This is a genomic window from Buttiauxella sp. WJP83 (genome assembly GCF_027594725.1).
Lineage (GTDB): Bacteria > Pseudomonadota > Gammaproteobacteria > Enterobacterales > Enterobacteriaceae > Buttiauxella > Buttiauxella selenatireducens.
Window position 1 is genome coordinate 2,181,743 of sequence record NZ_CP110080.1, and the last position, 16,941, is coordinate 2,198,683.

At 48.3% G+C, this 16,941-nt stretch carries 17 protein-coding genes; 7 read left to right on the plus strand and 10 right to left on the minus strand.

What is annotated here, in order from left to right; genetic code table 11:
• Window positions 1-6: 6 nt before the first annotated feature.
• Entirely contained in the window at window positions 7-513 is a 507-nt protein-coding gene (gene tpx / locus OH773_RS10125; RefSeq protein WP_183269346.1) for a thiol peroxidase, read from the minus strand.
• A 141-nt stretch (window positions 514-654) separates the two neighbouring features.
• Between tpx and ycjG the strand changes: the two genes are divergently transcribed.
• On the plus strand, window positions 655-1,620 hold the full coding sequence (ycjG, locus tag OH773_RS10130) for an L-Ala-D/L-Glu epimerase (RefSeq protein WP_270145348.1): 966 nt from the start codon (window positions 655-657) through the stop codon (window positions 1,618-1,620).
• 5 nt (window positions 1,621-1,625) lie between these two features.
• On the opposite strand, the gene mpaA is transcribed toward ycjG, so the two are convergent.
• Complete coding sequence (mpaA, locus tag OH773_RS10135) at window positions 1,626-2,333, minus strand: murein tripeptide amidase MpaA (protein ID WP_270145351.1); 708 nt, start codon at window positions 2,331-2,333, stop codon at window positions 1,626-1,628.
• 278 nt (window positions 2,334-2,611) lie between these two features.
• Here mpaA and OH773_RS10140 point away from each other — a divergent pair, with 278 nt between their 5' ends.
• The gene (locus OH773_RS10140) at window positions 2,612-4,231 is read left to right on the plus strand and encodes a peptide ABC transporter substrate-binding protein (RefSeq protein WP_270145353.1); all 1,620 of its coding nucleotides are present in this window, start codon (window positions 2,612-2,614) and stop codon (window positions 4,229-4,231) included.
• Between the two features lie 73 nt (window positions 4,232-4,304).
• On the opposite strand, the gene OH773_RS10145 is transcribed toward OH773_RS10140, so the two are convergent.
• On the minus strand, window positions 4,305-4,403 hold the full coding sequence (locus tag OH773_RS10145; protein ID WP_034455468.1) for a YoaK family small membrane protein: 99 nt from the start codon (window positions 4,401-4,403) through the stop codon (window positions 4,305-4,307).
• Between the two features lie 7 nt (window positions 4,404-4,410).
• Window positions 4,411-5,556, minus strand: a complete 1,146-nt coding sequence (locus OH773_RS10150; RefSeq protein WP_270145357.1) for a GGDEF domain-containing protein — start codon at window positions 5,554-5,556, stop codon at window positions 4,411-4,413.
• 166 nt (window positions 5,557-5,722) lie between these two features.
• Here OH773_RS10150 and zntB point away from each other — a divergent pair, with 166 nt between their 5' ends.
• Together zntB and ynaL are read left to right on the plus strand one after the other, a co-directional pair.
• The gene (gene zntB, locus OH773_RS10155) at window positions 5,723-6,706 is read left to right on the plus strand and encodes a zinc transporter ZntB (protein WP_270145359.1); all 984 of its coding nucleotides are present in this window, start codon (window positions 5,723-5,725) and stop codon (window positions 6,704-6,706) included.
• 277 nt (window positions 6,707-6,983) lie between these two features.
• Entirely contained in the window at window positions 6,984-7,130 is a 147-nt protein-coding gene (gene ynaL, locus OH773_RS22430) for a proline-rich small protein YnaL (protein ID WP_442865666.1), read from the plus strand.
• A 37-nt stretch (window positions 7,131-7,167) separates the two neighbouring features.
• On the opposite strand, the gene ttcA is transcribed toward ynaL, so the two are convergent.
• The 4 genes from ttcA to OH773_RS10175 all read right to left on the minus strand — a co-directional run bounded on the left by ttcA (window position 7,168) and on the right by OH773_RS10175 (window position 11,581).
• Window positions 7,168-8,103 (minus strand): tRNA 2-thiocytidine(32) synthetase TtcA, encoded by a 936-nt coding sequence (gene ttcA, locus OH773_RS10160; RefSeq protein ID WP_270145361.1) that lies wholly within the window; start codon window positions 8,101-8,103, stop codon window positions 7,168-7,170.
• A 403-nt stretch (window positions 8,104-8,506) separates the two neighbouring features.
• The gene (locus OH773_RS10165) at window positions 8,507-8,797 is read right to left on the minus strand and encodes a Bor family protein (protein WP_270145363.1); all 291 of its coding nucleotides are present in this window, start codon (window positions 8,795-8,797) and stop codon (window positions 8,507-8,509) included.
• A gap of 111 nt (window positions 8,798-8,908) precedes the next feature.
• Window positions 8,909-10,105 (minus strand): DUF2235 domain-containing protein, encoded by a 1,197-nt coding sequence (locus OH773_RS10170; RefSeq protein ID WP_270145365.1) that lies wholly within the window; start codon window positions 10,103-10,105, stop codon window positions 8,909-8,911.
• Window positions 10,106-10,138: 33 nt separating this feature from the next.
• Window positions 10,139-11,581: a lytic transglycosylase domain-containing protein gene (locus OH773_RS10175; protein ID WP_270145367.1), complete on the minus strand. Its 1,443-nt coding sequence runs from the start codon at window positions 11,579-11,581 to the stop codon at window positions 10,139-10,141.
• A 202-nt stretch (window positions 11,582-11,783) separates the two neighbouring features.
• Between OH773_RS10175 and dbpA the strand changes: the two genes are divergently transcribed.
• Complete coding sequence (gene dbpA / locus OH773_RS10180) at window positions 11,784-13,157, plus strand: ATP-dependent RNA helicase DbpA (protein ID WP_270145369.1); 1,374 nt, start codon at window positions 11,784-11,786, stop codon at window positions 13,155-13,157.
• Window positions 13,158-13,207: 50 nt separating this feature from the next.
• Here the strand turns inward: dbpA and gap are convergent, their stop codons facing one another.
• Window positions 13,208-14,209 (minus strand): type I glyceraldehyde-3-phosphate dehydrogenase, encoded by a 1,002-nt coding sequence (gap, locus tag OH773_RS10185; protein ID WP_270145371.1) that lies wholly within the window; start codon window positions 14,207-14,209, stop codon window positions 13,208-13,210.
• 189 nt (window positions 14,210-14,398) lie between these two features.
• On the opposite strand from gap, the gene cybB reads away from it, so the two are divergent.
• Window positions 14,399-14,929, plus strand: a complete 531-nt coding sequence (gene cybB / locus OH773_RS10190) for a cytochrome b561 (RefSeq protein WP_270145373.1) — start codon at window positions 14,399-14,401, stop codon at window positions 14,927-14,929.
• Between the two features lie 105 nt (window positions 14,930-15,034).
• Here the strand turns inward: cybB and OH773_RS10195 are convergent, their stop codons facing one another.
• On the minus strand, window positions 15,035-16,003 hold the full coding sequence (locus OH773_RS10195) for a glycosyltransferase (protein WP_270145375.1): 969 nt from the start codon (window positions 16,001-16,003) through the stop codon (window positions 15,035-15,037).
• Between the two features lie 438 nt (window positions 16,004-16,441).
• Between OH773_RS10195 and OH773_RS10200 the strand changes: the two genes are divergently transcribed.
• Window positions 16,442-16,906 carry a hypothetical protein gene (locus OH773_RS10200; protein WP_270145378.1) on the plus strand — a complete coding sequence of 155 codons (465 nt, stop codon included), beginning with the start codon at window positions 16,442-16,444 and terminating at the stop codon, window positions 16,904-16,906.
• Window positions 16,907-16,941: the final 35 nt, after the last annotated feature.

Genomic DNA, 16,941 nt, shown 5'->3' on the forward strand with positions numbered 1-16,941 from the left:
TCACACTTAAGCCTGAAGAGCTTCCAGTGCTGCGGCATAATCCGGCTCGTTAGTGATTTCATTCACTAACTGGCTGAATACCACTTCATTTTTCTCATTCAGAACGACGACTGCACGGGCAGTCAGGCCTTTCAGAGCGCCTTCAGCAATACCCACGCCATAAGCCTGCTGGAATTCCGGGTTACGCAGTGTAGACAGCGTAATCACGTTGCTCAGGCCTTCAGCGCCGCAGAAGCGAGACTGTGCAAATGGCAGATCGGCAGAAACACACAGAACAACGGTGTTATCCATCTCAGTCGCCAGTTGGTTGAATTTGCGCACGGAAGCGGCACACACGCCGGTATCGATGCTTGGGAAAATGTTCAGTACTTTACGTTTTCCATCAAACTGGCTCAGTGCAACATCAGAGAGATCTTTTGCTACCAGAGAAAAAGCTTCAGCTTTGTTGCCAACTTGTGGGATCTGACCTGCAACCGCTACAGGGTTGCCCTGGAAATGAACGATTTGTGACATGTTTGATTTTCCTGTTTACATATAATTAACGCCGCGAACAGTGTATGTCAGTATTCATCGTCTGAATATAAAAAACTGATACTGCAAGTGAAAGTGTTCTCTGGCTATACTCAGCGAAAGTCCTGGCGCACTGGAAAACTAATGAGAACAGTTAAGGTTTATCAAGAAGCATGGCCTCTTCACACACCATTTGTGATTTCTCGCGGTACCCGCAGCGAAGCCGTGGTCGTGGTCGTGGAGCTTGAAGAAGATGGGATTAAAGCCGTCGGCGAGTGCACGCCGTATCCACGCTACGGAGAAAGCGCGGTTTCGGTACTGGCGCAAATTACGGCCATTATTCCACTGCTCGAAAAGTCGCTAACACGTGAACAATTACAAGAGCTGCTTCCAGCCGGTGCGGCGCGAAATGCCGTCGACAGCGCGTTATGGGATCTCGAGGCGCGGCGCAGTCAACGTACCCTTGCGTATGCTGCAGGCGTTGAACTTCCAGAATTAATCACGACTGCGCAGACTGTGAGTATTGCTGACCCAGAGCAAATGGCGGCGGCGGCTAAAATATTGTGGGATAAAGGCGCGCGTTTGCTGAAGGTCAAAATTGATGACCGATTAATCACCGAACGTATGGTCGCGATCCGAGCCGCAGTACCCGAAGCGGTGCTGATTGTGGATGCCAACGAAGCCTGGCACAGCGACGGGTTGGCTGCGCGTTGCCAGTTGTTGGCCGATCTGAATGTGGCGATGCTTGAACAACCCTTACCTGCGGGGCAAGACAGCGCGCTGGCGAACTTTATCCATCCATTGCCTATTTGCGCTGATGAAAGCTGCCACACTCGCGAAAGCCTGGCGGAGCTGAAAGGGCGCTACGAGATGGTCAATGTGAAACTGGATAAAACCGGTGGTTTAACGGAAGCGCTGGCACTCACTCAGGCTGCTCGTGAGCAGGGGTTTGATGTGATGTTGGGCTGCATGTTATGTACCTCGCGAGCAATAGCTGCCGCGTTGCCGCTGGCAGCTAAAGTGCGTTTTGCCGATCTCGATGGGCCAACGTGGCTGGCAGTGGATGTGACCCCAGGGTTGCTCTTTGAAACCGGCAAGCTTTATCCGTGACGGTTTTACTTCTGCCAGTGTAAAAGACCCATCATGGCATGCAGATACCGCTCACTCGCTTCGTCAGCTGAGATGGGCGGGAATTCTGCGGTAATGCACGGCAGATCTAAATCTGCACACCAACTGCCAAACGAACCTGGTGTCTCGTATCCCACACTTGTCACCAGCGGCAACTCAAACTCTTTGGCAAGCCATGCACCCAGCGGGGAGTTGTCTGGATCTTCTATGCATCCTAAAGGATCGTGGAAGGAGACAACCCAGGCCGGTTGCAAGGTATGAATCAACTGGCAAAGGGCGGCGGTTTCCGGTTCCGACCCCGGTTTGTTTCCTGTGGACAACACCACATCACGTTCATCCGCGCTGCTGTTCCAACGATAAACCGTTTCTCCCGATTTCCAGTTCGCGGCAGGAAAGTTACGATTTAAGTCAACGCCGTTGGCGTTGGCGCGTAAACCCAACTGGCAACCGTCTGGATTCACAGCAAGAACCACATGGTGGTGGCGGTGCTCCGGCTCAAGGGTGCGTAACGCGCATGACAGAGTGACCATCGCAGCATTTTCATCGCCATGCGTTCCCGCAATAATTAATCCGCTGCGTTGTTCACCCGGTGTTGCCGGGAACCAAATCAATGGCGCGCCAAACACAGATTTCCCATAACGTTCGGAGCCGTGTGGCAAATGGCCGCGTTGTGAGCGAGGACGGTGGCCTGACATAGTGTTCCTTAAAGTGCTTTGATTTTTATTGTTGATAGTAATAGCAGTGATTTAAAAAAAACTCATCTGAAACAAACTTATGTCTGCCCTGTTGTGAAACTTCTCAAACAGATAACCATGCTGTGGCTAAGCGATGGACAAAAACCGTGCTCAGAAGGGATTTTCATCACGTAATTTATTTTTGTTATTGGCAAAACAGTTGATTGCGCTACATTGTTTGTCTATCCCTGGTGCGAACGTAGTGCTATCCCAAACAAAATTATTCATAAGGGTAAACAATGAAAAAGCGTTTTTTGACGACTTGCTGCGCGATAGCCACCGCCAGCCTTTTTTCCACTTCCTGGGCGGCAGATGTTCCTGCAGGTACAAAGCTTGCGTCTGACCAGAGTCTGGTGCGCCATATCAAAGATGAACCCGCTTCCCTTGACCCGGTAAAGGCCGTGGGCTTACCTGAAATTCAGGTTATTCGCGATCTGTTTGAAGGGCTGGTTAACCAAAATGAAAAGGGGCAACTGGAACCCGGTGTTGCGACCAAATGGCAAAGTAATGATAACCGCTCATGGACATTTACCTTGCGTGATGACGCTCGCTGGTCAGATGGCACGCCGGTCACGGCACAAGATTTCGTCTATAGCTGGCAACGTTTGGTGGATCCGAAAAACACCTCTCCATTCGCCTGGTTTGCCGCACTCGCTGGCATCAATAATGCGCAAGCTATCATTGATGGAAAAATGCCTGCGGATAAATTGGGCGTGACGGCAGTCGATGCCAAAACATTGCGCATTCAATTAGATAAACCGGTGCCGTATTTCCCTAATCTGACCGCCAACTTCTCGTTCTATCCAGTACCTAAAGCGGTGGTGGAAAAATTCGGTAACGACTGGACTAAACCGGGCAATCTGGTGGGGAATGGTGCGTACACGCTAAAAGATCGTGTGGTGAATGAAAAACTGGTCGCGGTGCAAAATAAAAATTACTGGGATAACAGCAAGACGGTGATAACCCAGGTCACATTTGTCCCTATTAATCAGGAGTCGTCAGCGACAAAACGCTACCTGGCGGGGGATATCGATATCACCGAGTCTTTCCCAAAAACTCTCTACCAAAAACTGCTCAAAGATATTCCTGGCCAGGTTTATACGCCGCCGCAATTAGGAACGTATTATTACGCGTTTAACACCCAGAAAGGGCCAACCGCTGATGCGCGCGTGCGTCTGGCACTCAGTATGACCATAGACCGTCATATTATGGCGGATAAAGTATTGGGCACCGGCGAAAAACCAGCGTGGCGCTTTACCCCAGATGTGACCGCAGGCTTTAAACCAGAACCTTCTCCATTTGAGCAAATGAGCCAGGAAGAGGCCAACGCTCAGGCGAAAACATTGCTGCGGGCGGCGGGCTATGGCCCCAACAAACCGCTTAATCTGACGCTGCTGTATAACACTTCGGAAAACCATCAAAAGATTGCTATTGCAGTGGCTTCGATGTGGAAGAAGAATCTGGGTGTTGATGTGAAACTGCAAAACCAGGAATGGAAAACCTATATCGACAGCCGTAACACCGGTAATTTCGATGTGATTCGCGCATCCTGGGTCGGTGATTACAACGAGCCGTCCACCTTCCTGTCACTGCTAACGTCTACTCACAGCGGTAATATTGCGCGCTTCAACTCGCCGGAATACGACAAACTTATGCAGCAGGCAAGCCAGGAAACAACGGATGCCGCGCGTAACAAGGATTACAACCAGGCCGAGAGAATCATCCAGGAACAAGCGCCGATTGCGCCGATTTATCAATACACAAATGGTCGTTTAATCAAGCCATGGCTGAAAGGGTATCCCATTAATAACCCTGAGGATGTTGCTTACAGCCGCACAATGTACATTGTGGCGCACTGATAGCACAGACGGTGTGTGACGCGAAACTTATCCGCCTGGTTGAAAGGGCGGATAAGTTTTTGCGAAACGTGAATCAGGAGGCGGAAGTGGCGTAGCCGCCGACAATAAACCAGGTGATGAAGACGATCGCAGCAACAATTATCGCGATAGGAAACAGAACACCAATTTTCATTTTTATCTCATTTGTCAGTTTGAAAAATTTGCCACTGGTTGCGGCCCGCTTCTTTGGCTCTATACAACGCAGCATCGGCCTCAGCAATAAGGCGTGTCGCGGTGGTTTCAGGCGTTAAACTCGTGATGCCCTGGCTTATGGTCACAAACGGTGCGACCGGTGACTCCGCATGGAGTATCCCCAGAGTCTGTATGTTTTGCTGAATTCGTTTTGCGACTTCTATCGCTTGCTGCACGGTGGCATCAGGCAGCAACATAATAAACTCTTCCCCGCCAAAACGCGCCGCAACGTCTTGAGTTGAACGGGTGGCCCCCTCCAGACATTTTGCAATATTCATCAGACATTCATCACCCGCCTGATGGCCGTAATGGTCGTTGTATTTTTTGAAGAAGTCGACGTCCAGCATGATCAACGACACCGAGGTATTGCACTGTTTATGACGCTGTATCGCCTTATCCAGCAATAAATGGAAGGAGCGGCGGTTGGCGAGACCGGTCAGAGGGTCGTGGTTCGCCAGGCTTTGTAACTGTTTAATCAGCTCTCTGTTTTCCTGTTCGCGACGAATCGCCAGGACAAACCAACCGCGTAAAATCCTGCGTCCTGATTCAAAAAGACAGGCCAGCAGCACGTAGAGTACGGCATTTAGCACCGTCAGGTCGGATGGGTAGACAAAATTGCATATCAGAAGTACCACCCAAATCGGCAGGGTGAAACTCAGTAAGACTCGAGCGTCAAAATAGAGCGAAATCAGAGCGGTGAAAATCAGTAACCCTGCGAAGGGGAAAACAATGCGTGAATCACCGCTGGCTAAAAGTATGTAAAAACAGCCGACCCATAATGCGCTGATGCAAAGTAAGATTCCGTGCAGGAATTTGCTTAACCATTCCGCTTGTTGGTCATATGCCATGCGCAAAATGAAAATCCCTGACGACGCCAGGGCAAGGAGCAGACCCATGACCGTTTCGAGTTCCGGGAATGACCGCGTAATGATGGCGATTGTCGGTACGGGTGTAAAATAGTGGCGGCCTAAAATAAACAAGCAGAACAATAAGTTAATCCAGAGAAACCACGGACCACTCACCGTTATCGCTCGCTGTTGCATGCTCTTAAGGCGAAAGTCTAAGTCCGGGCTAGCCTTACGTCTTTCTTGCAAATCATTCTCCATATGCCGGTTTGGCAGGACTGTATTTAATAATCCAACATAAATGTAACATTCTTTATCCAGCAAATTCAGCATGTTTGCCGGTTTTTCCGAGTTACATAACAAAAGAAGACGGCTAGACTGACAACAGTATTACGGTCACACGTGGAGAATGGCAGTGGAAACCATCAAGGGACATCAGTTGATTGTGCCGGATGCCGTATTTGCCTGGCAATTAGATGGCAAAGGCGGTGTCGATACCATCGAAAGTAACGACACCATTGATGCTGAGCATCCTGGCTGGTTGCATCTGAATTATACCCATAAAGACAGTGCTCAATGGCTTGCGACAACCTCAGTGCTGCCAAATTATGCTCGTGATGCACTGGCCGGTGAAAGCTTGCGTCCGCGTGTGTCACGCATCGGAGAGGGCACGCTCATTACTTTGCGTTGTATAAATGGCAGTACGGATGAGCGGCCAGACCAGCTTGTCGCCATGCGTTTGTATATTGATGAGCGGCTGATTGTCTCAACGCGCCAGCGCCAGGTGCTGGCTCTGGATGATGTGGTCAACGATCTTAAAGAAGGCGCAGGTCCCGTAGACAGTGGTTCGTGGCTGGTGGATGTTTGCGATGCGCTGACCGATCATGCCAGCGAATTTATCGAACAGCTGCACGATAAAATTATCGACCTTGAAGATAACCTGTTGGATCAGCAAATTCCGCCTCGTGGTTATCTGGCGTTACTGCGTAAACAATTGATTGTGATGCGCCGTTATATGGCCCCTCAACGTGATGTTTACGCCAGGCTTTCCAGCGAACGTTTACCGTGGATGACCGACGATCATCGACGTCGTATGCAGGATATATCTGACAGGTTGGGCCGCGGGCTGGATGAAATCGATGCGTGTATCGCACGGACCGCCGTTATGACCGATGAAATTGCGCAGGTTATGCAAGAAGCGATGGGGCGACGCACCTACACCATGTCATTGATGGCGATGGTCTTTTTACCCAGTACATTTTTGACCGGGTTATTTGGGGTGAATTTAGGTGGCATTCCAGGTGGTGGCTGGCACTTTGGTTTCAGTATGTTCTGCATCATGTTGGTGGTTCTTATCGGCGGTGTTGCCTGGTGGTTACATCGTAGTAAATGGCTGTAAAATTTAACGTTTTATACAGGAGGCTGACGATAAAAGGCCGCGATAATTGAGCGAGGTCAATAAATGGAACGTCGGTTCAGGGCAATATCTCTTCCGCAGGTGAATGCAACGTCAAGCGATGGGCGTTGCGCTCCATATTGTCTTACTTCCTTTTTTTAGAATTACTGCATAGCACAATTGATTCGTACGGGCCGACTATAAGTCGGCTTTTTTTTGTCTGCGATTTGTTGTCTATGCTTAAAGGACAGGTTTCAAGTGAGCAGTACAGGAGGTAATAATGACGGTATATCGACACTTAATGATGAGCGATCCCTTTCCGAGCGAACCGGCACCCGTTCCAGACCCGATTCCAAGACCGCAACCTCTCCCTGAACCGTTAGATCCCGACCCAAAACCGATTATTGATCCACCGCCGTTCAGGTAGAAGATTCCCTCTCTCAGGCGAGAGAGGGATGAGAGGATTACTTGATTTCGAGAATATCGAGACGCTGCATTGGTGCTTCGTTGTCATCTTCTTCTGGCTGCCAGCCCACAGGTTGCATTGGCAGCTCTTCGCGGTCAAAGGCCAAATCGCCGCCATCAACCACTTCTGCACCGTGCGTGATACCCGCAAAATCAAACAATTCGGTGTCACACATGTGCGAAGGCACCACATTTTGCATCGCGCTGAACATGGTTTCGATACGGCCTGGATAGCGTTTATCCCAGTCTCGCAGCATATCGCCTATCACCTGACGTTGCAGATTCGGCTGAGAGCCACATAAGTTGCATGGAATAATGGGATATTCACGCGCGGTGGCAAAGCGCTCAATGTCCTTTTCGCGACAGTAAGCCAGTGGACGAATCACAATATGCTTGCCGTCATCACTCATCAGTTTTGGTGGCATGCCTTTCATCTTGCCGCCATAGAACATGTTCAGGAACAACGTCTGGAGGATGTCGTCGCGGTGATGTCCCAGCGCAATTTTCGTCGCGCCCAACTCAGTTGCAGTGCGATAAAGAATGCCGCGGCGTAAACGAGAGCACAGAGAACAGGTGGTTTTGCCCTCCGGGATCTTATCTTTCACAATGCTGTAAGTGTTTTCTTCGACGATTTTGTATTCGACACCGATACTTTCCAGATACTGCGGCAGAATATGCTCAGGGAACCCCGGTTGTTTCTGATCAAGGTTAACCGCAACCAGGCTGAAGTTGATTGGCGCGCTCTGCTGCAAATTGCGCAGAATTTCCAGCATGGTGTAGCTATCTTTGCCGCCAGACAGGCAGACCATAATGCGGTCGCCTTCTTCAATCATATTGTAATCAGCGATCGCTTCACCCACGTTACGACGCAGGCGTTTTTGTAATTTGTTGAGGTTGTATTGCTCTTTCTTGGTAACGTCTTGTTTGTCTTGCATTTAATTGGCACTCTAACGCTAAAAGGGGCGCCACAGGGGCATGGCTAGCTACATGGCGTGTATGGTACGGATTGCGGCGACGAATGTCAGCACGAATTGCAGTAAAAACGCCCCGTGAAGCACGGTTTCGTTATGCTTGTTTTGGAGAGACTCTGCCAGTCGCGGTAATTTTATCAAGAAATGTAGGCATATGTGCCGGAGCATCGAACGCATTAACGAGCAGGGTTAGCCAGAGCAGTAACAGTATAACCAGCAGGGCACTGGCTATTTTGAATGCCCAAATCAGTGGGAATCGTCTTTTCAAGAAAGTCTGACAATTATCTGGTGGTAACATGCGGAAGGGTAACGGTTAATATGTTGAGAGTAAGAATTAAATGCCGGTGAGTGACACCGGCATAATGGCTTATTTAGAGCAGTACACGCGAGCGTCGCGTGGGGTATAAATACCAAAGGTAATAAAGCTCAGGAAACCATCGCCAAAGGTCTGTTGAACTTCAGTACGTACCACTTTATCAGCACCACCACACACCGCTGCAGCATCAACGGTTTTAGTTTGGCCAATTCCACTAACAAAGAAGTGGTGCGTTGTCGTTTGCTGCGGTTTCTCCGCAATATCTTTGTTAATGGTAAAAGTCTGTTGTGCACAACCAGATAAGACCACTGCCGCTACCATCGCTATCATTAACTTTTTCATTACAACCCTATTTTTATATGTGAACTGCTCGTAGCTTCGCATTGTAATTAAGGGATGTGAAGATCCGTTAGTGATTCCATGAGATTTTTCTTATAGTCGTTTCATTGCCGTTTACACAATGAAAATATCGGGTGCCGGTTTCCATTGACTATCAAAAAATGACACCAGTGACGCAGGCCGATAAATTTGCGTGACCCACTGACCTTTACTGTCCTGCACAGGTAAAGGATTGGGGTAGTTAATCCGGGAAATAGCTGAGTGATGAATGGCCAGATCAGCAGATGCCGGCCTTTTAAATTTGCGTACGCTCAGCGAATATTTAATCTTGTACCACTCACAATGGATTTGCCCGCAGTAGTCAGCAATCCAGTTACCGGCTTGCAGTTTTACACCAAGATTAACCAGTTCATCTCGCATCCATAAATACGCGCCGTTAGATAAACCATTGCCATTATTCACGCTGCTATAACCACCACCGATATCAGCATGAATACCAGGGAAAAGCACCTGGACAATATTTTTCCGTTGATCCCAATAGGTCGGGGTAAAATCCCGCCGCATCTCATCAATCGCTAATGCCTGTCTGCCATTTTTAACGTGTTCACCGAGGCCGGTATCGGTAAAACGATAGACATCCACGCGCTCGTCATTCCAGTATTTGGGGATCCCTAATGCTCCCACCGTTTCCCAGACCGCCACGGCTTCAATAGGGACAAAATAGAGCATCTTATTAGGGTCGACTTTGTCATGAAGAAAGTAGGGTGCATCGCGGATGATTTTATCCAGTAAATTTCCATCGACATTAGAATGTTCTCGATAGCTTCTCCATACGGCGGCGCCCAGTCGATACGCTTCCTCTTTATCATTACTCAGGTCGTATTGTGTCGCATCCAGCAGGCCACATTTACCAATCATTCCAGCCAGCGCTCGCACCGTATACGCACCACGGCTAAATCCAACCAGATAGATCTTGTCTCCTTTCACATAATTTCTGCTGATGAAGGTATAACCGCGCACAATACGCTCCACCATTCCCGCACCAAATACACCGCCCATTATTTTTTCCAGCCAGTTATTTGAGTCGCCAACACCATGCAGATATTTACTCACCTGATAAACCACCCCAGATTTTGTGGTGGCGACTTTTTCTTGCTCATTACGCAGAAACATATCAGGGGCATCTGCTGTGCCGTCAAGTTCCGAAAATAGCCGTAAGACATTTGTCCTGTCTGGAATGCGGTCGCCGTCATCGTCATTATTCGGTCCATTCCAGGTGCCGTCAGCGCAAAAGATAATGTTTTTACTCATAGCTGGCCTCATTCAAGTCAGAACAGGATGGTGCTATTTAAATATAGAACTAAAGGCACTGATGTCTTTATTTTCATTCCATTTCACTTGCACTTCTTCTTTCATACAATCATTAAACCAAGAGACAAAGTTATCAATATGTCTGCCGGTTCCTTTTGGATAACAGTGCATTTTCCAGCGGTTGGCTGGCGCATTATCAACGCGCAATGATCCTGCGTTATAGGCTGCGGCAACTTTAGGCGGGTCAAAATGAGTCACGTAGCGCTGATGGGCAATATAAGCCGTTCCGGCTTCAATAGAGGTGGCGGGGTCAAGCAGGTCGTCTCCGGTAAGTGAAGGCCGGCCCAATGCGCCTCGTGCCGTTTTGACCAGCGTCTGCATTAACCCAACGCTTTCGTCATGGATTTGCGGTTCCGCGCGTCTGGCGTTCCTGTCACCACCACTTTCTGTAGCGATAGTTGCGATGATCAGTTCAATGGGAACACCGTACATTTTCGAGGCTTGCACGCAATACGGGCCATACAGATCCCATATTTTCTCAACGGTGGTCGGTTTACCTTGTGTGCCTGACGGGGTGGTCCCCTGAATTGAAATACCGTCTTTCTGCAAATTCCAGCTCACACCGCTGCTAATAAATTCATGCGGGGCGGCCAGCTCACTCCACGTGTCATTGAGCAGGGTGGGCTTCGCGGGAACGGGAGGAGAGGCGATATCGTCAGAACCACGGGCGCTGGAGCGGGGGATCTCCTGCAGCGGTTTTTCCTGAGGCGCATTAGATGCGGTGTTGCTCGCGGTCGCCGCATTCGTCTCCAGTGTTTTTGCAACACTTTCGCCGAGATTCTTAAAGCTGCTGGCCATCTCGATGCCTTTCTCTTTCGACCCCTGGCTACTGCCCCAATAATAGCCAACGATGTTGGATGCTAATCCGTTGATAAAACCAATGACAGTACCGATGATGCCGAATACCGCCGTCACGATACTCTGCTTTTCACTAGGGATTTGTATGCCAGGAATAAGCAATAATAACGAGGTAATAATAACGACCAACAATCCGCCCATGGCTATCCAGACAATTTTAATGCCTGAATTAAAGATATTACCGGCGATGCCTGAATTAACCTGAAAGTCCTGAATACTTTGTTTTTCCTGTAAAGCCAGCTCAGCAAAACGTATGCCTGACGTTATCTCATAATGCTTCAGACTTTCTTCAGCGCTTCTAAGGTCAGTAACGATGGTCGGGGACGTTTGATTATCTTTGATGATCTCAACGATTTGTTCAGGTGTCATGGCCGCTGGGTTTATCGCGTTTCCGGCATTATTGAGTTGCTGCGCCGCATTGGTGGGCAGATTCTTGCTCAGAATACCGGACACCACCGTCGCGGCGATGAGATTCAATGGAGGGGGCAAACTCAGCGCGGTCAATAAAGTAGGGGCAACGCTTCTGATTAATAGCTTAATGTTGTCAGGAATATTCATGCTACAGCTCATGACGTGGGTGACCATGAATAAAGTTAAATTCTGAACTTGGCCATTAACCCTCATCTGTTTTCATGATTTTAAATGACGCACTAAACATCGCCCTGAAAATGCAAACAAAACGTCAGCAGCGTTACCCCCTCAAATCTGCTAACATGCGCGCCAGACGCTGTCTGCCAGCCCATTAATTGAGAGTATAATTGTGACATCTTTTTCTACCCTAAACGTTCTGCCTGCAGAACAACTCGCCAACCTCACCGAACTTGGTTATCACACCATGACGCCTGTTCAGGCGGCTGCATTACCCGCAATACTGGCTGGGAAAGATGTCCGTGCACAGGCAAAAACCGGCAGCGGCAAAACGGCCGCATTTGGACTTGGTTTGCTGCAACACATTGATGCGAGCCAGTTTAAGACTCAGTCACTGGTGTTGTGTCCAACGCGCGAACTGGCCGACCAGGTGGCCAAAGAGTTACGCCGCCTGGCGCGTTACATGCCAAATATCAAAATATTGACGCTGTGCGGTGGGCAACCGTTTGGTGCGCAGCGCGACTCGCTGCAACACGCGCCGCATGTGATTGTGGCCACGCCTGGCCGTTTGCTCGATCATCTGAAAAAAGAGACTGTCAATTTAGAAGCACTGCAAACGCTGGTGCTGGATGAAGCTGACCGCATGCTGGACATGGGTTTTGCCGATGCCATTGACGATGTTATTGGCCATGCGCCACAAGACCGGCAGACATTGTTGTTCTCCGCGACGTGGCCAACGGCAATTGCAGCCATCAGCTCCCGCGTACAGCGAACGCCAGAAACGATCGAAATTGATTCAGTAGATGAATTGCCGTCAGTCGAACAGCAGTTCTATGAAATCTCCCGCAGTGGGAAAATCAGCCTGTTGCAAAAATTGCTCAGCAAGCATCAGCCTGCATCTTGTGTGGTGTTCTGTAATACCAAAAAAGATTGCCAGGCCGTTTGTGATGCGTTGACGGAAAGCAACCAAAGTGTGTTGGCACTGCACGGCGATATGGAACAGCGTGACCGTGACCAGACGCTGGTGCGTTTCGCCAATGGCAGCAGCCGTGTGCTGGTGGCAACAGATGTTGCAGCGCGCGGGCTGGATATTAAAGCGCTGGAAATGGTCATTAACTATGAATTGTCATGGGATCCCGAAGTTCACGTTCACCGCATAGGCCGTACTGCGCGTGCGGGTGAAAGCGGCCTGGCTATCAGCCTGTGTGCTCCTGAAGAAGCCCAACGCGCCAGCGTGTTAGCGGAAATGCTCAATTTGTCTCTGAACTGGCAACCCGCACCAACGGGCGGCAGCATCAAGCCACTTGAAGCTACAATGGCGACGCTGTGCATCGACGGGGGCAAAAAAGCGAAAATGCGTCCGGGCGATATTCTCGGTGCACTGACCGGTGATATGGGGCTGGATGGGGCGGATATCGGTAAAATTGATGTTCATCCAATGCACGTGTATGTCGCGGTTCGCCAGTCAGTGGCACGTCATGCCTGGAAACAGCTACAGCAAGGCAAGATTAAAGGCAAAGCTGTTCGTGTGCGCTTACTGAAGTAATCCTGAAAATCCTCTCCCGGACACGACAGCGTGTCGGGAGAGGGAATGCATTACTCTTTGGCGACGGCGTCCAAAACCCGCACCAACTGAGTCACAAAACCATATTCGTTATCATACCAGGCGACCGTCTTCACTAATTGCAAATCCCCGACTTCCGTGACCTCTGTTTGGGTCGCATCGAACACAGAGCCAAAATGCGTACCGACGATGTCAGACGAAACAATTTCTTCATCGGTATAGCCAAATGATTCATTGTTTTCCGTTGCCTTTTTCAGGGCGGCATTAATCTCATCGACCGTCACTTTTTTCTCAAGAATCGAGACTAACTCCGTCACTGAACCTGTCAGAGTCGGCACACGTTGCGCATGTCCTTTAAGCTTGCCCTGCAATTCAGGGATAACCAGGCCAATAGCTTTTGCCGCACCGGTAGTATGAGGAATGATATTTTGCGCAGCGGCTCGAGACGCTCGCAAATCTTTCCCTCGGGGGCCGTCCACCAGCGATTGTGTGCCGGTATAAGCGTGGATGGTGGTCATGGTGCCGAGTTTAATGCCGAAGTTGTCATGCAGGGCTTTTGCCATGGGTGCAAGACAGTTAGTGGTACAAGATGCGACGGATAGGATTTTATCCTCAGACGTAATGGTGTTGCAGTTCACATTGAAAACAATGGTTTTCATGTCACCCGCAGGGGCAGAAATGAGTACTTTCTTCGCTCCTGCGTCCAGATGCGCGCTGGCTTTTTCTTCCGATGTATAGAAACCGGTGCATTCAATGACTATCTCTACGCCATCTTTTCCCCACGGAATATTTTTGGCGTCTTTCTCGGCATACACCGCAATTTTCTTGCCGTTGACCACCAACGAATCGTCGGTGTAATCAACCGTGCCATCGAAGTTACGATAACTGGAGTCATGCTTGAGCAGATAGGCCAGAACTTGCGGCGACGTAAGATCATTGATGGCGACAATCTCCACCTCACTTTGGGTTTCCAGCACACGACGCAATACCAGCCGACCAATACGACCAAAACCATTAATACCGATTTTTTTCATAACCATAACCTCGTATCTCAACATTGAGAATTGCTTAAATCTTAATCAATTGTAGTGATGGTTCAGAATTGAGGGGGCGCAAACCGATGTTGTTAAGAAAATTGAGAGGGAATTTCATCAGATGTTAATGATTTTTAGAGGGATTGCCGCTATCCTGGAAAAATCATTGTGACAAAGCAGGGCACTCAAATGCGTAGCAAATACACCGCGTTACAGATAACGCTTCATTGGCTGGTTTTTTTACTGGTAGTGGGGGCTTATTGCGCGATGGAACTGAAAGGTTTTGCACCTCGTTCTTATCGGCCAATCTTTAATGCCACTCATGTTACCTGCGGGATCAGCGTCTTCTTTTTGATGATTGTGCGTCTGCTGGTTCGTATTAAATACCGTGCGCCAGCGATAACGCCGAAGCCGCACCCGGCAATCACCGGAGTGTCGCATTTAGTACACACCATCATCTATTTGATGTTCATTATTCTGCCGATCCTGGGTTTCTTAACCGTGTACTTTAAAGGCAGCGACTGGTCGGTATTTGGCATTTCGATGCCACATGCGATTGAGCCTGATGAGGATATGGAGTTCACCATCAAAAGCTACCACGAACTCATCGCCAATATTGGCTACTTCGTTATCGGCATTCATGCTTTTGCGGCACTTTTTCATCATTATGTGTGGAAAGACAATACCTTGCTGCGCATGATGCCAGGTAAAAAGGACTGAGCTTTTTTCCAGACCAGATACCCCACTTGAATAGTGGGGTTGTAGAGAAATGCATTGTGCACTTTAAGCCAATGTGGGCGTAAAACCCACGTAGTATAATGGGCGCTATTTCTTTCTTAACCTGACAACAGTGCTGAGATAAAAAGGCAGAATGAGAATTTGAATCTTTCTGGAAATTCTGAATTCACTTATAAAAGGCATTAAAGCTTTTTGTAATTTCCGCTGTTCTTGAAGTGAAAAAATCGCATGCTTATTCTTAATGAGCATGTATTTTATAAAGTTAAACACTCTTTGAACCGTTGGAAAAAGTATTGCTTTTGTTTCAGGTCTTTCTTTTGAAAGAACAGATAATGTTGTTGCCACGTAAACTAAATCAGAAAGATCGTTTTGTCTAAAGGTCTGCGTGATACTTTTCTTATGAAAACGATACCAGATCAGTGATTTGTTGATTCCAAAAATACATTTGCTTTTCAAATACAAAGCAGGGACTGTGCTCATGTCCTCGTACAACCGGCCTTCCGGAAACTCAATACCGTTCTCAATAAACAACGATTTCTTATAGACCCTGGCCCACGGATACCATTTGCACCGTTGAAATGCAGGTTTCAGTTGTTCAATAGACACAATCCGTTCTTTGCCGGCAAAAACTACACAATCAATGTGCTCGACTATATTTGAAATCTCACTTTCAAACTGATCAGCATTAAACTCGATAATATCAATCGTTGAATCATTAAGTAGCGGTGGAATTTCGGACCAAAAGTCCTGATGATAAAAATCATCTGAATCCAGCAGCGAAATATATTCACCAGACGCAATACTTAACCCTTTGTTTCTGGCAGCAGATAACCCAGCATTTTCTTGATCGATAACGATCAGATTTTTTTCAGGATAGCGCTGCGAAGTCTCTATTATAATTTCGTTGCTGTTGTCCGTTGAGCCATCATTGACAATAATTATCTCTACATCACTTTTAGCATAAGGGAGGACAGATTCCAGACATTCTTCAATAAAGTCAGCAGCGTTATAGCATGGGATGATAATGCTTAATTTCATCAAAGTATCGGTGCTCATTTTTTGTTCTATTTTTTGAAATGTTGCGACATTTTAGCACTGACTCATATGCACTGCGAAATTTACAGTATCGACGAGGGCTTATGTGAACAGGCGGGGGTGTACAACTGACTGAATGTGGAGATGACACTGGATCATTTTGAAAATGCTGAAAAGATAAAATCCCGCGTTCTAGCAATGTTTCGAACCGGTCAGTTTTCGGGTTCAAAAGCTTTGAGAGGGATCCGGTTCCCTTTACGCTGCAGTTGTTATGGACTGAGGGTTAGGCATGAGGCTCAGCCCCATTTGACAGTCCGCATTTCGCTAATGGCTTCCACAAAGTCATGTGGGCGGCTCAGGGTGTGAAGCTGGCATGACAAGTAATGAAGACTGGCACAGTGATTCGATACCGTTTACGGTTACAGATTGAAGAATTTGACCAGCAGACAGGAATCAATAATGGCACGAAGAACCGAACTTAGAGGAATAGCTAATTCACTTAATGGAAGCTTTGTCAGCCGAAATAACGAGTTCGGTGGATATTGGTCTATTGGGCAGTTAAAGCTTTTCGTTGCCGAAAGAGGGCTCACCTCCGTGGGGTTCTCATTCCCCATGCATAAACACAATACCAGCGTTGACTTGATGAATCACATAGCACGGCGCTACACATCCTTACTGGCTGAACTTTTAATGATACAGCGACTTCCTGACTCTTGGGTTAAAGATGTTATCATTACGGTCGACTTCGACACTCCTGTTGAAGCTACACAGTTACATGACATCCCAACAGTGGGCGAACCTTTCAAATGCCTTTGTCAGATCGTTGATGATAATGGTCGTCTCTATTCCTCTGCCATCTATGGCCGGTGTCAGCCTCATTCCACTGCGAAGGAATTGCGATCGCTCCGCGAACAGTTGCCTTAGGTCCTAAGTTATAGGATGGCAAAGCCGTTATCTCG

Excerpts from the sequence above, each read along its gene's own strand:
- OH773_RS10195 (WP_270145375.1), bottom strand. The coding sequence starts at position 16,003 with ATGAGCACCGATACTTTGATGAAATTAAGCATTATCATCCCATGCTAT.
- ttcA (WP_270145361.1), bottom strand. The coding sequence starts at position 8,103 with ATGCAAGACAAACAAGACGTTACCAAGAAAGAGCAATACAACCTCAAC.
- cybB (WP_270145373.1), top strand. The coding sequence starts at position 14,399 with ATGCGTAGCAAATACACCGCGTTACAGATAACGCTTCATTGGCTGGTT.
- ynaL (WP_442865666.1), top strand. The coding sequence starts at position 6,984 with ATGACGGTATATCGACACTTAATGATGAGCGATCCCTTTCCGAGCGAA.
- tpx (WP_183269346.1), bottom strand. The coding sequence starts at position 513 with ATGTCACAAATCGTTCATTTCCAGGGCAACCCTGTAGCGGTTGCAGGT.
- OH773_RS10140 (WP_270145353.1), top strand. The coding sequence starts at position 2,612 with ATGAAAAAGCGTTTTTTGACGACTTGCTGCGCGATAGCCACCGCCAGC.
- gap (WP_270145371.1), bottom strand. The coding sequence starts at position 14,209 with ATGAAAAAAATCGGTATTAATGGTTTTGGTCGTATTGGTCGGCTGGTA.
- OH773_RS10175 (WP_270145367.1), bottom strand. The coding sequence starts at position 11,581 with ATGAATATTCCTGACAACATTAAGCTATTAATCAGAAGCGTTGCCCCT.
- OH773_RS10165 (WP_270145363.1), bottom strand. The coding sequence starts at position 8,797 with ATGAAAAAGTTAATGATAGCGATGGTAGCGGCAGTGGTCTTATCTGGT.
- ycjG (WP_270145348.1), top strand. The coding sequence starts at position 655 with ATGAGAACAGTTAAGGTTTATCAAGAAGCATGGCCTCTTCACACACCA.
- OH773_RS10170 (WP_270145365.1), bottom strand. The coding sequence starts at position 10,105 with ATGAGTAAAAACATTATCTTTTGCGCTGACGGCACCTGGAATGGACCG.
- OH773_RS10200 (WP_270145378.1), top strand. The coding sequence starts at position 16,442 with ATGGCACGAAGAACCGAACTTAGAGGAATAGCTAATTCACTTAATGGA.
- mpaA (WP_270145351.1), bottom strand. The coding sequence starts at position 2,333 with ATGTCAGGCCACCGTCCTCGCTCACAACGCGGCCATTTGCCACACGGC.
- OH773_RS10145 (WP_034455468.1), bottom strand. The coding sequence starts at position 4,403 with ATGAAAATTGGTGTTCTGTTTCCTATCGCGATAATTGTTGCTGCGATC.